This is a genomic window from Acinetobacter sp. P1332, assembly GCF_044057475.1.
Taxonomy (GTDB): domain Bacteria; phylum Pseudomonadota; class Gammaproteobacteria; order Pseudomonadales; family Moraxellaceae; genus Acinetobacter; species Acinetobacter johnsonii.
In genome coordinates, this window is record NZ_CP171157.1 from 2,113,839 (window position 1) to 2,127,539 (window position 13,701).

15 protein-coding genes are annotated in these 13,701 nt (G+C 43.0%); all 15 read right to left on the reverse strand.

Going from position 1 to position 13,701, the window contains the following annotated elements; all coding sequences use genetic code 11:
* Positions 1–11: 11 nt before the first annotated feature.
* The gene (locus ACFN7Z_RS10340) at positions 12–3,638 is read right to left on the reverse strand and encodes a hypothetical protein (RefSeq protein ID WP_159151724.1); all 3,627 of its coding nucleotides are present in this window, start codon (positions 3,636–3,638) and stop codon (positions 12–14) included.
* Positions 3,628–4,044: a hypothetical protein gene (locus ACFN7Z_RS10345; RefSeq protein WP_159151725.1), complete on the reverse strand. Its 417-nt coding sequence runs from the start codon at positions 4,042–4,044 to the stop codon at positions 3,628–3,630. The genes ACFN7Z_RS10340 and ACFN7Z_RS10345 overlap by 11 nt, the downstream gene beginning before the upstream one ends.
* Positions 4,044–7,586 (reverse strand): tape measure protein, encoded by a 3,543-nt coding sequence (locus ACFN7Z_RS10350; RefSeq protein WP_159151726.1) that lies wholly within the window; start codon positions 7,584–7,586, stop codon positions 4,044–4,046. The genes ACFN7Z_RS10345 and ACFN7Z_RS10350 overlap by 1 nt, the downstream gene beginning before the upstream one ends.
* A 64-nt stretch (positions 7,587–7,650) precedes the next feature.
* Positions 7,651–7,926: a hypothetical protein gene (locus ACFN7Z_RS10355; RefSeq protein ID WP_159151727.1), complete on the reverse strand. Its 276-nt coding sequence runs from the start codon at positions 7,924–7,926 to the stop codon at positions 7,651–7,653.
* Positions 7,927–7,975: 49 nt separating this feature from the next.
* Positions 7,976–8,512 (reverse strand): hypothetical protein, encoded by a 537-nt coding sequence (locus tag ACFN7Z_RS10360; protein ID WP_159151728.1) that lies wholly within the window; start codon positions 8,510–8,512, stop codon positions 7,976–7,978.
* Positions 8,513–8,521: 9 nt separating this feature from the next.
* A complete protein-coding gene (locus ACFN7Z_RS10365; protein ID WP_159151729.1) occupies positions 8,522–8,806 on the reverse strand; it encodes a DUF2845 domain-containing protein in 285 nt (94 codons plus the stop codon).
* A 61-nt stretch (positions 8,807–8,867) separates the two neighbouring features.
* Positions 8,868–9,446, reverse strand: a complete 579-nt coding sequence (locus ACFN7Z_RS10370; RefSeq protein WP_159151730.1) for a hypothetical protein — start codon at positions 9,444–9,446, stop codon at positions 8,868–8,870.
* Positions 9,447–9,516: 70 nt separating this feature from the next.
* Positions 9,517–10,260, reverse strand: coding sequence for a hypothetical protein (locus ACFN7Z_RS10375; protein WP_159151731.1), 744 nt, complete (start codon positions 10,258–10,260; stop codon positions 9,517–9,519).
* Positions 10,250–10,435: a hypothetical protein gene (locus ACFN7Z_RS10380; protein ID WP_159151732.1), complete on the reverse strand. Its 186-nt coding sequence runs from the start codon at positions 10,433–10,435 to the stop codon at positions 10,250–10,252. The genes ACFN7Z_RS10375 and ACFN7Z_RS10380 overlap by 11 nt, the downstream gene beginning before the upstream one ends.
* A gap of 8 nt (positions 10,436–10,443) precedes the next feature.
* A complete protein-coding gene (locus tag ACFN7Z_RS10385) occupies positions 10,444–10,875 on the reverse strand; it encodes a hypothetical protein (RefSeq protein ID WP_159151733.1) in 432 nt (143 codons plus the stop codon).
* Positions 10,868–11,416, reverse strand: coding sequence for a phage virion morphogenesis protein (locus tag ACFN7Z_RS10390; protein WP_159151734.1), 549 nt, complete (start codon positions 11,414–11,416; stop codon positions 10,868–10,870). The genes ACFN7Z_RS10385 and ACFN7Z_RS10390 overlap by 8 nt, the downstream gene beginning before the upstream one ends.
* A gap of 7 nt (positions 11,417–11,423) precedes the next feature.
* A complete protein-coding gene (locus ACFN7Z_RS10395; RefSeq protein WP_159151735.1) occupies positions 11,424–11,864 on the reverse strand; it encodes a gp436 family protein in 441 nt (146 codons plus the stop codon).
* Positions 11,865–11,872: 8 nt separating this feature from the next.
* Positions 11,873–12,229 carry a hypothetical protein gene (locus ACFN7Z_RS10400; protein WP_159151736.1) on the reverse strand — a complete coding sequence of 119 codons (357 nt, stop codon included), beginning with the start codon at positions 12,227–12,229 and terminating at the stop codon, positions 11,873–11,875.
* Between the two features lie 10 nt (positions 12,230–12,239).
* The gene (locus ACFN7Z_RS10405; RefSeq protein ID WP_159151737.1) at positions 12,240–13,319 is read right to left on the reverse strand and encodes a major capsid protein; all 1,080 of its coding nucleotides are present in this window, start codon (positions 13,317–13,319) and stop codon (positions 12,240–12,242) included.
* Positions 13,320–13,324: 5 nt separating this feature from the next.
* The gene (locus tag ACFN7Z_RS10410; protein WP_159151738.1) at positions 13,325–13,699 is read right to left on the reverse strand and encodes a hypothetical protein; all 375 of its coding nucleotides are present in this window, start codon (positions 13,697–13,699) and stop codon (positions 13,325–13,327) included.
* Between the last annotated feature and the right edge of the window lie 2 nt (positions 13,700–13,701).

The following is a 13,701-nucleotide window of genomic DNA, read 5'->3' on the forward strand; positions in this document are numbered from 1 at the left end:
TGGATTAAAAATTAAGCAGCTATGCTTTGAATAATGCGGTCAATATCACCACGTAGCATGATTTGAAACGAATCAGACAATACGGTAGGTTCCGATTGCTTCACCGTACGAATCACCCAAATCGGATGATTGGCTGCAATGGTGTTAAAGCGAAGTGCATTACCACTTGCCCATCCACTGCCCCAACCTTCCTTCTTTATAGTGAAATATGGGGCATTCGTGGTGGGATTGATTGGAGAGCAGTGAGAATTTGTCTCTCCGTTTCCTATAAAACCTGAAATCTCACCAATGATTCGAAATGTCGTGTTGCTTATGAATACCAGTGACCAGCGCTCCTGAATACTGCCCTTGTTCGTGACATCAACGGGGTAAAAAGTATCGTTATAATTAGCTGATACAGGCTCACCCACGGGCTCATCACTCCACTCACTGCTCCATGTCCCTTGAACAAACAGTCGTGTATATCTGGCTTTCATATCACCAATCACCAACACTGAGCCCACGATCGTATTGGTTGGATCATAATTGTGCGTCAGTGGTTTAGTGAAAGTAATTTGCCCATTGATTTTAACATCACGCACTAAACCCATATCCTGATAGCGATACTTGGCTGTCAGTGGCCCAGTTAAATTACCTAATGCAAAATCCCCGTTTAAAGTCACTTTGCCGTAGTCATAATCAACCACATACATATCAAATGGAATTTTAATACCATCGGCATCCTCAAGTTCACACCAGGAGATCCTCACATCATTCAATGGATAAGTTTGCCCTGCCACATAGTCGGGGAATTCCTGCGACTTACTCGCGCTGACAATCCCAATCTCACCCGATCGGAAAATCGGTACCCGACCATCAATCGGTAAACGTACTGCAGATAAACCCAGCAATTCAGCATCAATCGGGATATAGCTATAACCCACTGCGCTATATTTGATGGTTTCAGGCAGTACCATAATGGGCTTGTGAATCCACTGCTTACCATCCTTGGTATATTCCAGCTCAGCCACATACCAATCCTGCGCCATAATTTCAGCACGGTTGGCACTGGTCACTTCAACCTTTTGACGAAAAACAAACTGGCCATAGCCTTGGTCAAAGTTAAAGAAGCCATCACAGTCCGCTGTATCAATCGCACCTGATCCATCAGGCGTGATATTCAGTACACCGCCTTCCACCTTGGTGGCGGACAAAGTTAAGGACTGCGCCCGGATCGGGATCATTGGTGCACGGTATGACACTTGATTGGTCTGAACCTTTTCAAGCTGAGTAACCAATGTTTCAAGCATAGGGTTATTTTCACCCTCCACATCCCATGCAGATAGCTCTATAGCACCATTACCATAATGAATTTGACCCGAAACAGTCCCCACACCCGTTGTCACCGACGGATTGCGATAAAGTGAGCCGAGTTTATCAACATAGGTTGAATCGGCCAGCGTGAATCGAACCGAACCTGCAAGAATTTGTTCAGCAAAGCCTTCTGTTAAATCCGTTTTTAAGACAGATCCAATCACTATGTCTGACCAAGAAGCAGCGGCTGAACTATCTCGATAGGACACACTCACAGTCACAGCCGTCGCTACTTCATTTAGGCTTAAGGTATAGGTCTCACTGGTATTTTCATACTTAATGGTCATTCCTAACATACCTGCCGCAATTGCCTCCTGAGAAGTATTATGCGTTCCATAGTAAGGGCGCATAATCTTCTCACGCTCGATCGCTTCAAGTGTGGTGCTTGGGGTAATATTCATCGTACGAGACGCATAGTTGATCGTGCCTTGTTGTTGCCCCTCACCATTGATTAAACGTCCTGTAGTTGCATCAATCGGCAAATCGCGCAGCTCAACTTCACCTGTATAGCTCATATACTTGACGGGTACACGTACTTTTACAGACTTAGGGATCAATGCTGCGGATCCGTTATCCAATTCAATAGCAATGGTTCCACTAGTCGGTACTGCAGTCACCTGAACTGAAGACTTAGACCCTTTCTGACCTGATACATTGAACGTGGTACCACCATTGGGTAACAAGATCGGCATCAGCTTGGCCATGCCATCCGCATAATCAATGGTTCCTGTGGCATCGCCTATAAATTGTCCTTGACCGTTATCGGTTGCAGACTTTGCCACACCATTCAGTAGCCAATTGACAGTTAAACTACCTGCCACAATCGAAGCATTTACAGGGATCTCAACATAGGCTTTATTAATCGTTAATCCTGAGCGCTCCTGAGCCGTGATCATATTGCTCCACGTTAGCAGGATTGCACTGCCAACGTCGGCGAGTTCACCTGTCGTTAATGACATGGTGCCTGTATCGTAATCGATGCTTCCTGAACCAAAGGACGAATCAGAACCGCGTAATTGCCCTGCGCCATTATCTCGAAGTGTATAGACTTGATTCTGGACCAAGAACGATACCTGCAGAGTACCAGGTGAAGGCAGCGGTACAAGATTGCGCAACCATGTAAAACCACTATTCTCTTGATTCACATAGATTGATTCCGACTCAACAGGTGCTGTTACAGCTGCTGCAGGCAAAAAACTAATCTCAAGATTCGTTGTTCCTTCGATTGCGTTTGAATTCCAGACGATGGAACCATTCTGATAGTTAATTGTTCCAATGGATGTACCTGATGTATTTTTAAGCTCCCCACCGACGTCGGTAATCGCAGATCCAAACAAGCTAAATTCGACTGATTTCGGCATGATCGATGAGCCAATATACAAACTTGAAACTGTACTAATGGTGACGTTGCTGAAAGTCTTGACCAGTAGTCCATCTTTAGCTTTAACCAAGGCTACAGAATCACCTGCAGCATTGATATTCACCATAGGAGTTTCTGTCTGTGCTGATGGCACCAATTGTGTATACACATCTTGTGCGACCACAGAATAATCCCCAACCTGAGCAGTTTCTTTGAGATTTGCACTCGCATAGTACTTACCAGTATCCGCGACAATGGTGTCACGGATGATGGTGGTGCTCTTTTCACCGCTATACCATTGCTTCGCAGATAAACCCACAAAATCGGCTTTCAATGCATCACTCAGGCCATAGGTCGCAATCTTATATTCAATTTGCTTGCCATCAACCATCACATAAGCAGTTCGTGTCGATACTTCAGTAATACGTAGGTATTGCTCTAATTCTAAAGGCTCACCTTCACTCGAGATCAATACAATTGATGCACCAATAGCACTTTCCGCTTCCTGAGGAAACATGGCCACTTGTAGAGACTTCATGCCTTTCCAATGCGTGTCCAAAGGTGTACCAGCAATCTGAGCACCTTTGGCATTATAGTTTTCAATGCGGTTCTGCGCTTCTTTACGCTCATCCGTCCAGCTATCGGTACTAAATAACACGGCGGAGACGTTTGGATCTTGCGCATTCTGAGAGATGAATACTGTCGCACCCATCAAAGCATCGGTATCAGCAGTATCCACTGCAGCATAAATCTTTTGGATAGAGGTACGGCCCGTAGTGCGATCCATCTCAGAAATATCATTGAACAGATTATTACTCTGACCATCGACAATTTCACGGCCTGAGTATTTCCCCCCACCATCTTCAGCATCTGTACGAATGCGTTCTGACTCAAGGAGCTTTAAATTATTGGTTTCAATTGTCATCGCTTACCTCTGTAAAACGCATGGTGACCACGTAATAGTCGTCCTCGGAAACGGTTGGAAATTCCTTAACAGGCTTAGCTTCAATCGCACCCGCCTCATGATTGAAAATCACATTAAAGCGGCGCTGATCATGAAGGTATTCAAATTCAATCGTGAATTGCTCACCCAATGCTGACCATTCCAAAATAGTCCGTAGATGCTTTCGTTTAATCCAGCCTTGACCCGACGAAGGTGGAACTAAAGTGATTGGTCGACCTGAAAGCTTTTTGCCTTCTTGGACAATCAAAGAACCACTAATTGAACGCTCTTGCTTTTGCTCAACAGGTTTCCAATCAAATTCATCCGACCATAAAAAACCGTCCTCAAGTGGGACGGTTTCTGATGTCAGTTTTCGTATAAGTTTCATTACATGCTCCGCTTAAGCGTCTCAAATTTTTGAAGCATCTCTTCAACGCTATCCACCGCTTCAGGTGTTCCCTCTAGTGATGCAGATTTTCCACCTGACACTAGCTCAAGGCGCTTAGTTTCTTTTGGTCCCATAGATTCATCCATCTGAATATCAAAGCCTGTGGCAACCATCGGAGGCATTTCGGTCATCGGCGCGGCAATAGCAGTCATTTCAGGACTATTGGTGATTGAAGTCATGCCGCCAGTGTTAGAGCTCACTCCTTTAGATCGAGTATTCAGTGCATCAACACTGGCTTGTTTTTTCGCTTTAAATGCTTCCCAATAGTCTTGACCAGCTAAACTGTCACTTGATTCAGAACCCGCTTGTCCATTCATTACGCTAATTTGCTTTGCAGAAGTCAGCGCAGATTGTCCAATTTGTTGTATGGCCTGATCCGTTTTCTGCAATGAAGCTGAAGCATTACCAAACTCATCAATCTGAGCGACCATACCTTGCAGTCCGAGCTGAGCCTCGTACCAAGCAATTTTTGCGGCATTGCCTGAGGCATAAATATCAGCAGACATTTTCTGTAAGGCCTGGCGCATTTGCCCTGCAGTCGCTTCGCCACTTTTTACCATTTCCTGATAGGCTTCTTGGTAAACGGTAGCTTGCTGACCTGCTTGCTCTTTAGACTGAATACCAAATACAGAAAACGCCTCATTAACTGAGTTAATTCCCGCCCTTGCTTGGTCAGCCTTGTTTTTAATCTCCAAAAGCTGTTGTTCAGCTTGCTGTAAAAGTCCATTAGCAACTTGTGCGCCTAGATCACTGCGGAGGCTCTCAATTTTCAACTTTAAAGCATCGAGTTCTTGCTGATTGGTTGCAGTGTTAATCGCAGTTGAAATACTCGCATTGAGTGCACGCCCAACATCAACACCTTGACCTTTCAGCTCATCCAAACCTTGAATAAGTACACGAACATCATTATTGGCTTTGGTAAAAGCTTCAGTAGACTCGCCTTTTAATTCCACATAGCTGAGCCCAGTGCGACGGATCGCTTCATCAAGCACGGCGCCCTGAACCATGGCTGCTGACTTTACTGAGTTAGCGTATTGAACATTCAGAGTACTTGCTTCGGCCTGTAGCTTGCTGATATCACCTTGAAACTTACCGACCTCCTTGAGCCAAGCCTGATACTCCATGTCCCGATTAGCTCTCTTCCATGCATCCAGTTCAAGCTGTTTAGCCTTAATCTTGGCATTGGTCGCTTCAAGTTGCTTTTCAATATTGACTGGAATTGCTGCCAATCGTCCTTCGAATGCAACCAGATCCTCATCAGAAAGTATACCCGTTAGGGCTTTTCTAATCTCTTCTGCGGTGGCTTTACCTTGAGTCTGGAGTGCCAGTAACGCAGTGAGTCCATCATTAATACCTGTAGTGGTGCTGAAATTGAAAGATTTTGCAATTTGCCCCAAAACATCTGAAACCTTAGCACCCTCCTTGACAAGTTTCTCAAACTCCACAACTGTTGCTTTAGATGCCTCGTTAAGACCAAGAGAGGCATTTTTAAGCATTTCAGTGCGTTCGGCATTTTTTGCTTTTACAGCCGCAACCTCCTCCTGCTTCTTACGTGAGGCCTCTTCAGCTGCAATAAATTCCTTTTCTTGATCCACTAAGGACTTCGTACCAGTGGCTCTAGATACAGCCCAATCAATGAAATCAGACCCTTGCTTTAATAGCCACTCATCCGTTTTCTTAAATCCATCAACAATTAAATCACTAGCTAAAATAACACCCGCTGCCGCTACTCCATATGCACCAAATCGAGATAGAACCCCTGCAATACTCCCCTTTAAGCCATTTGCAGCTGTCGATACTCTCCCAATAACCCCAGATGCTGCTACATTCGCTGTATTGCTTGCATTTGTAGCGACTGTGAGTTGATTTTTCGCAACAATTGCTGCCTGAGTTGCTCGGGTATTTACCAACTGTGCTTGTGTGTTTGTAACGATGGACGCTGTTTCTGTGGCAATAGCGGCTTGCGCAATTTTCACAGCATTCGCTTTTTCTAAAAAGCTTGCTGCAATACCAAGTGCTTTGTAGGCAACATACGCCTGAGCCACTGTTGTAAGAGTTGAAACTAAAACTTCAAGGTTTTCAGCTACAAATTTGATTGCTTCAGCTACTTTTGTGCTTGCCCCATTAGCAGCATCTGCCTCCCCTATATACAAGGTCCATGCTGTTTTGAGATTTTCAATCGACTGCCCAATGGTAATAGGCATTTTAGAAAATTCATCATTAAGTGCTTTAGATTGACTTTCTAACGCCTTAACAATAACACTTGATGTGAGCTGACCCGTGTTAGCCATTTCACGAAGCTTACCAATATTCACACCTAAGCCATCAGCAAGAGCTCTCGCCAATCGTGGCGCTTGCTCCATCACACTATTGAATTCTTCGCCACGGAGAACACCAGACTGTAACGCTTGGTTAAATTGATAAATTGCTGCTTCGTTTGAAGCCGCTAAACCACCACCTACAATTAATGACTTGTTTACTAAATCGGTTAAATTTAATGCCCGTTCTTGCGAATATCCAAGCTGATCAGTTGCAGTTTTTACTCGGGTAAATAATTCCGCTGTAGCCGTAAGATTGGATCTTGTTTCAATCGCAATCTTTTTAACACCCTCAAAAGCTTGAGTAAAATTACCGCTTTTAGATGTAACAAGCCCAATTCTTGCCTCCAAAACCTTAAACTCATCCGCAGTTCGAGCAATTTCAGTTGCAGATGCGCCAATACCTAATGCAGCCATCGCACTCGTTAGTGCTGTGTATCCAGTTTTTAAACCCTGAATTTCACCACTTGCTTGCTTAGCAAATGTCTCATTTTTCTGAAGTTCTACATTCGTTTTACCAAGCTCTGTATCTAGTTTGGCTACTTCTGGAGTAATTAGGCTTAGTTCGGATTTAAAAGCGCCAAAAGCTAAATCTGCCTGTTGAACCTCTTTCTCCAAAGCATCAATTTGTTGCTGAGCAATTCGAATATCTTCGGGCGTAGCTTTGGTCTTTGAGAATTCCTCAAGTTTAGTTTTTGCAGTAGCAAGGTTTGCTTTAAGAAGATTTAATGATCGTACGGAGTCGACACCAAACTTCTCAAAACTATCTGAAGTACCTACAACACTTGTACCAGTGCTCTTAATAATTTCGGTTATTTCATTAAGTGATTTGATTAAAGTTGCTGCACGTTCACTGGCATTTTTTGGAATGATATTTCCAATTTCTGCACCGGTGTTTTTGGCAGTATTTGCTACATCCTGTAGTTCTCCACCAAGTTCGCCCAACTCACCTTTTACTTGTTCTGCTTTTTTTGGCAAGTCTGTTGGTATGATTTTACCAATCTCTTTTGCGGTTTCAGCACTTGTTTGCTTTAATCGTTCAGCTTCACCTTCAATGGTTTCAAATAGCTTTTTACTAACATCTTTGGATTGTTTAGCAGCAGCCACAAGGCCTTTACTATCGCCATCCATAATTAATTTGAATGTTAAATTTTTACCAGACATGGCGACCTCAATTTTCAGGCATTAAAAAACCCACCAATTGGTGGGTTTGAAGTGCTTATTTAAATCATTTTTGAATTATTCGATTCACAACATAAAATCGCTTGCCATTTTTACAATCAACAAATGATGCTATTTGATCTGGGTAATTGCTTTTCGTGTTTGAGTGTCCGACATACTCAACTAAATCACACTCGGGGAGTTTTGAAACAAGCTCGGCTGAATCTCGATCATGTTTTTGTATTTCAACTAGGCCCTGTGCACCAACCTGCTTAAATAACTGAGGGTATGACTCAGATGTGTAGTTCTCGATAGCATTCACATCAATTTTAGAATTGCTCATTAATTTTACCTTGATAAAAAAGCACCACAAGGTGCTTTTAACTTACAGTTTATGATGGCTTACAGTAATCCAGGAGAAAAGTTGCATCACTCATAGATGAAGAGCTAAGCCTTGTGTTTACACCAGACTCAGTCTCATTTTGTTTCATAAACTCCAAAAAACCATCTATGGTGTAGTTATAGGAATTTAATAAGTTGCTTCTCATCATGTCCTCACAAACTGTTTTTGGTTGGCGCGCATCGAGATCCCTTTTCAATTTCTGCAGTTCCTGAACTGGGCTAGATAGATCAATCCTTGGTGTAGCTCCAGCAACTTTCAGAGCGTCATTCCATTTTGCGCTTAAACCAGTATAGAAGCTTACATCCTCGGGGCTCATCTTGGGTGATTCAATTAATTTAAGGGCATCTGACTCCCTTAAGTCGGGTAGACTTTTCTGTAGCTCAACAACCTTGACTGTTTTATTCTGTTGCTCTGTGTAGGCTTGACCGCTTGCTGCAACCCTTGCAGCATCTTCCTTGTTGCTTTTATGCATAAAATAAAAAAGACCAACAATAATAACAATAACCCCAATCAATCCGTATTTCATTTTTAATCCTCAACGACGTTCCCAAGTAATTTTAGATATGCGACCTTCACGAACGGTTACGGTATAAATCTCGTTTCCAACTTCATAAATGTAATCTGTCACAGAGATCGTAGTATTGTTGCCAGTATCAACTGTATAAGATTGTTGGTGAATAGGCTTACCAGCTTTAGAAATTAATGCTCCAATTGAATCACCAACTTGAACAATGTCACCACCTACACGGAAGCTACGTGTTTCTGCGGCCACAACTGAGAATGATGCGACCAATAACAACCCAGCAAGTAATTTTTTCATTATTTATCCAAATTTATAAAGCACTTGCCGAATAATAACGTGATCAATTTCACATCACAACTCAATCATCGACTGGCCTTAAATCATCAGTCAATTTCGCATAAGCTTTATCTTTTGCATGCTGAGCTGCACGCATTAGATTTGTGCTTGTTAAGAGGTTTTGTGATCGTTGCTTTTGAGCTGCTTTAAGGTAACCAATAAAAGATCCATAGCTCATTTGCATGATATCTTCATGATGATGACCAGCCTCAATTAAGTATTGGAAAGTTTCAAACCAACTCGGTTGATCCAGCTCTTTGACTTTTCTTGAGCGTTTTCGCCCTGATTCTTTCTCCGCAAAATAAGCGTCATTCACTTTGATAACTGCTTCAATCAAAGATAAGAATGTTGATTCTGAAGCCTCAGCCATCAAAATCAGCTCATTTTCAGTTTTCAGTGTGGATTTACCCAACAAAGTCATTACTTCAACTGTATGCGCTTTTAATAGTGATTTATAAATTTCATCTGAATGAGTTTTTAGAAAGGATTTAATTATTGAAGCATGTGGTGCCCACTCATCAATGTTATGCATTTTCAATTGATGAATGGTGGTATTTCCAATTACTACACTTCGATTATTTGCTAAGAAAAATTCATTCATGATGGAATCTCAAAAGAATAGGCACAAAAAAAGACGCTAATGCGTCTAAGGTTCTTTGTGCCTAATGGGTTTATGCTGCTACTGAGAAGCGCTCAATATGACCAAAGATACTTAATTCAGCATCGTTCGCCTTAGAGATATCTGCTAGACACTCACCTTCAAAGCTATAACTCGCAAAGTCTTCATGAATTAGGTCAAATTCCGTTTCAGGAGATAATTCTAGGCGCCATAGTGTCACTGCAACTTTATCGCCCTGGTATGTATCGACCCCCTTGAAGAAGAAGCGATATTCCTCGCCTAGATTGGTAGCGATGGTTGTGCGTGTAATAGCTCCAGATTTACCTGACCATTTCACATCAGTAATGGGTTCATTAAAGATGACCGTTCCAAACACGGCATCTAAAGTATATTTATCTGCAGTAATTGCCGCATCTGCTGGCCCCTTAAATGCAACATCGGATAAGTTGCGGGTCCCTAGATCAATCATTTCACCAGCTTTAACTGCACCTAATGTTGTTTCAGGAATTGTTGCTTCTGGGATTTCTAGTGTTTTACCACTGAGTACCATAGCTAGGTTTTCTTTGGTGACCTCTTCCAAAGTTCCGCTAACCGATACACCGGTTTGCTTACGCAGTACTGCATCCTTTGCACGCAGACCTGTTTTAGATTCATAGTGATCTGTTGATTCGGAAGTGATCTGAAGCTGGAGCTCTGGCGTGTTGCCAATCGATAATAGTGCAGCAGGCTGACTATTAATCATTTTTGCTAAAAACAACTCACCTTGGAGCGAGATTAAATCTGGTTTATTCGCCATCGGTTTTCACCTCTTCTTTTTTGGCTAGTACAGGCTTCTGTTTTGAGGCAGGCTCAGCCAACTCAATTACACCGCGCTGTAATAAATCTTGAATTTGAGATTCGCTTAAACCACCGACGATATCCCCTGAATGAAATCGCCCGACAGATTGCCGGGCTTTGTATTGCTTCTGCATATGATTTCCTAAACAAACATTTTTGATTCAAACACCAATGTGATGTACACACACGTTGGTGAATAGTCCTCTTCTACCGCCACCATTTCTAAGGGACGCTTACTGGATGCAGGTTGCCAACCGGATAAAAGTTTTAAAACTTTTATCGTCAGCAAACCCACTCGATCCAGCACCGCAGACCCATCACTGAGTTGTGATGCTGCATGACGTTCGCAAATCGTGACTTCCCACTGTTGAGTAAGCATATTTACTGACGATCGCACAGCTTCATCAGATTTGCGAATACGGCGGTAATAGACTTGGGCGTTTGGCGTAACCTGAGAAAGCTCCGTAATTTTGGCGGAATTGGCTGGTGTATAGATTTTTTTAAAATCTGCAATTTCAGTTAGCTTTTCAGCAATCTCACCACGTACAGCAAAGAAGTTATCTTCATTACTCATCGGTCAAATGCTCCACAATTAGATCCATTACCTCCTGCTCATCTGTTTCAGTCAATCCCAAGAATGGACGACGAGGCATGTTTACTTTGTACGCTTTCCCTTGGGTTTCCTGCATGAAGTTAGATCGAGCTTTACGAACAAACTTATTTCCTACCAAACCTGTGCGCTGATCCTGACGAAAGTAGGTGCGACGCATGTGTGCTTCATACTTAATTTCCCCACCGAAGTGATGAATAGCCGCGTATTCAACATCAGTACCGATTTCCACACCACTGGATAGAGCATTGTGAGTCATGGAATTCATAAGACGAGATGTATCACGCAAAGTCGTTCCACCTTTGCGCCTAACTCGGCCTGATAAGCGCCATTTACCTTCAAGTCCTTCGCCATTCATCCAACGACTGCGGATATTGCTTACAACCGTTTGGCCAATCGCATCGAATAGTTTTGGCTTGGTTTGATCAAAATTAGATAAGCGCTCCAGAGCCTGCATCACAGCAGATTCGCCATCCGCTTCAATCGTAATTGGTACGCCTGACATATCAGCCTCACTTGATGCTAGGCATCATATTTAAGATATCGTCACCAAAAACACCGCCACGATATGTAGTACCGATTGGCATTGTGGCTGGCGTTCTTGCGGGCTTCTCTTCTGTGACTTCATTTTGAGGGTTTAGGATATTCAATGTTGCTTTACCATCAGCAACCCGTTTCAAGAAGTCAATTTCCGCCTTATAGCGGTTTTCAACCTCCTCAATTGGCTGCTGAAAATAAAGCCGGTAGCGCGCAATGTTGCACGCAATCCGTTTCAACGTACTGGGCGTATTTGGCAAAGGCAGGACATATCGAACAGCGATATAACTGTCGATTTCCTCAGATGCATCCTGTAAGGCTTCTTCAATCGAATTGCCTACAGTTTGCATTGATTCCAATTGTTGAAGCTCACCTTCACCAAAACGCGCCTCTAAGTCATTTCGAGTCGCGTACATAGGTCACCTTACTTATCAGCTGGCGGTGCTTTCTTGGCTTCGGCAGTGGCTTTCTTTAAAGCGGCTTCTGATGTGGCTAGTGATTTTTCCAAGCCTTCAACTTTCTTTTGAAGCTCTGCCACTTCTGCATCGGCTTTATCCTTACCCTCAATAAGGATTGCCTCATTTGCTTTAAGTTCTGCCACTTCTGCAGTAAGGCTTGCAAGCTGGGCAGCGGCACCATCCGCCTTAGGTTGTTCTGGAGCTTTTTCTTCTTCAATAGCTCCAGATGCTAAAAGGGCCTGAAGTTGTTTATCTTCAAGCCCTTTGATTTCATCACCTGGCATAAAATGCCCGATGGATTGTTTTGCGATGTACTTCGGCATGTCTTACTCCTTATAGGGTGATAAAGCCGGTACCACCGACTACACCATTTTTATTAGAAGGCACGACCAATGGAGCAGATTCTGTCATCAACATGATGCCGCTTGGATCTTCACAGTACCATTGACGGTCAAAGTATTGCTGAGCAACACCGTTGGCCAACATATTTTTGATCTTACAATGTGCCACTGAGCCGTTAGTATCAGAAATCAAAGAGAAGTAATCTTTTGGAATAAAGCGCTTCACCTGACCTTTGTTACGGTAAGTTGCGTCATATACCCAGAACTCGATTCCATCAAATGTCCCTTTGAGAGTTGCTGACTCTTTGACACCAAAGCTTGGTGTAACAGGAACAGAAATACCAGCGTACGGCGTGATGAATTCTTTCTTGAATTCTTCGTTATTCCATAATGCAGCCCATACCAAGCCAGACATGATTGCTTTTTTGGCTTCACCGCCATCAGCTGCCAATTGACGCTCAAGCATAGTGCGGATATCTAAAACTGGTTTAGCACCCGCTTCGTTCCACTTAGTCAACGGCGTATATGTCAGAGAGGCATCACGGCGATAATCAACTAAGTTGTACTCATAGTCATCTGAATGAAGGACATATTTACCATTTTTCAGAAGATCAATCGCCATCATTAGGACTGAGTTATCAATGGCATCATGGTTGCGTTTCATCACCGCAATTTGGGAAATAACCATCTGCTCTTGTAGAGACAATTGCTGATTTCCAGTTGAGATAATGCCAGCGGTGCGTAAACGCTCAAGTAATGAGATTTCAAATGTATCGGCCGGACTAACCTGATTTTTTGGCTTGTAGTAGGCCGGTTTCACATGGCGTACTTCACCCGATTGAGTGGTATCAAATGGCTTACCGGGTTGTTGTGGTGAAACCAGTGGTGCTAGATCATGTTCAGCTGACAATTCAGCCAAAGGTACATCATCACGTGTGAATAATGGACGATTTGGAAATAGTTGGTCTAATAGCCAAGTATCCATCGGGCGATAGTTTGAGTGGATTAGTGCTAACTCACCCACATCAAGCAGTTCTAGTGGGGTACCTTCAATATTAAAAGCTTGTGGCATGTCATTTACACCTTAGAAAGTTCGATTTTGTTTTTGGTTGCTTTGGCGCGTGCTGCAGCGTATTGAACTGTGGTGAGTAAAGTGCCACCAAGTGATACTGCTTCAACGTTAAATACACCACCGTAATACACTGGAATTTCGATTCCATCAGCTGCTTTGATTGTTGCTTCTGCTGCAGTAACATCCTGACCACAAATCACATCCCATGTTTTTTCATCAGTGGCATGAGCCAGTACATTGGTATCTGATAGCGTTAACAGGTCGCCATATTTATATGCTGTGGCAGTCGTTACTTTTGCATTAGCACGACGTAACTTTTCATTATCCAGAATTAGTCGTTTTGATGTGACTGAGATAGGCGGTACATAGTGAGTAACCATGA

Bases quoted from the DNA above. Each gene is read 5' to 3' on its own strand.
- ACFN7Z_RS10340 (WP_159151724.1), bottom strand. From the start codon at position 3,638: ATGACAATTGAAACCAATAATTTAAAGCTCCTTGAGTCAGAACGCATT.
- ACFN7Z_RS10345 (WP_159151725.1), bottom strand. From the start codon at position 4,044: ATGAAACTTATACGAAAACTGACATCAGAAACCGTCCCACTTGAGGAC.
- ACFN7Z_RS10350 (WP_159151726.1), bottom strand. From the start codon at position 7,586: ATGTCTGGTAAAAATTTAACATTCAAATTAATTATGGATGGCGATAGT.
- ACFN7Z_RS10355 (WP_159151727.1), bottom strand. From the start codon at position 7,926: ATGAGCAATTCTAAAATTGATGTGAATGCTATCGAGAACTACACATCT.
- ACFN7Z_RS10360 (WP_159151728.1), bottom strand. From the start codon at position 8,512: ATGAAATACGGATTGATTGGGGTTATTGTTATTATTGTTGGTCTTTTT.
- ACFN7Z_RS10365 (WP_159151729.1), bottom strand. From the start codon at position 8,806: ATGAAAAAATTACTTGCTGGGTTGTTATTGGTCGCATCATTCTCAGTT.
- ACFN7Z_RS10370 (WP_159151730.1), bottom strand. From the start codon at position 9,446: ATGAATGAATTTTTCTTAGCAAATAATCGAAGTGTAGTAATTGGAAAT.
- ACFN7Z_RS10375 (WP_159151731.1), bottom strand. From the start codon at position 10,260: ATGGCGAATAAACCAGATTTAATCTCGCTCCAAGGTGAGTTGTTTTTA.
- ACFN7Z_RS10380 (WP_159151732.1), bottom strand. From the start codon at position 10,435: ATGCAGAAGCAATACAAAGCCCGGCAATCTGTCGGGCGATTTCATTCA.
- ACFN7Z_RS10385 (WP_159151733.1), bottom strand. From the start codon at position 10,875: ATGAGTAATGAAGATAACTTCTTTGCTGTACGTGGTGAGATTGCTGAA.
- ACFN7Z_RS10390 (WP_159151734.1), bottom strand. From the start codon at position 11,416: ATGTCAGGCGTACCAATTACGATTGAAGCGGATGGCGAATCTGCTGTG.
- ACFN7Z_RS10395 (WP_159151735.1), bottom strand. From the start codon at position 11,864: ATGTACGCGACTCGAAATGACTTAGAGGCGCGTTTTGGTGAAGGTGAG.
- ACFN7Z_RS10400 (WP_159151736.1), bottom strand. From the start codon at position 12,229: ATGCCGAAGTACATCGCAAAACAATCCATCGGGCATTTTATGCCAGGT.
- ACFN7Z_RS10405 (WP_159151737.1), bottom strand. From the start codon at position 13,319: ATGCCACAAGCTTTTAATATTGAAGGTACCCCACTAGAACTGCTTGAT.
- ACFN7Z_RS10410 (WP_159151738.1), bottom strand. From the start codon at position 13,699: ATGGTTACTCACTATGTACCGCCTATCTCAGTCACATCAAAACGACTA.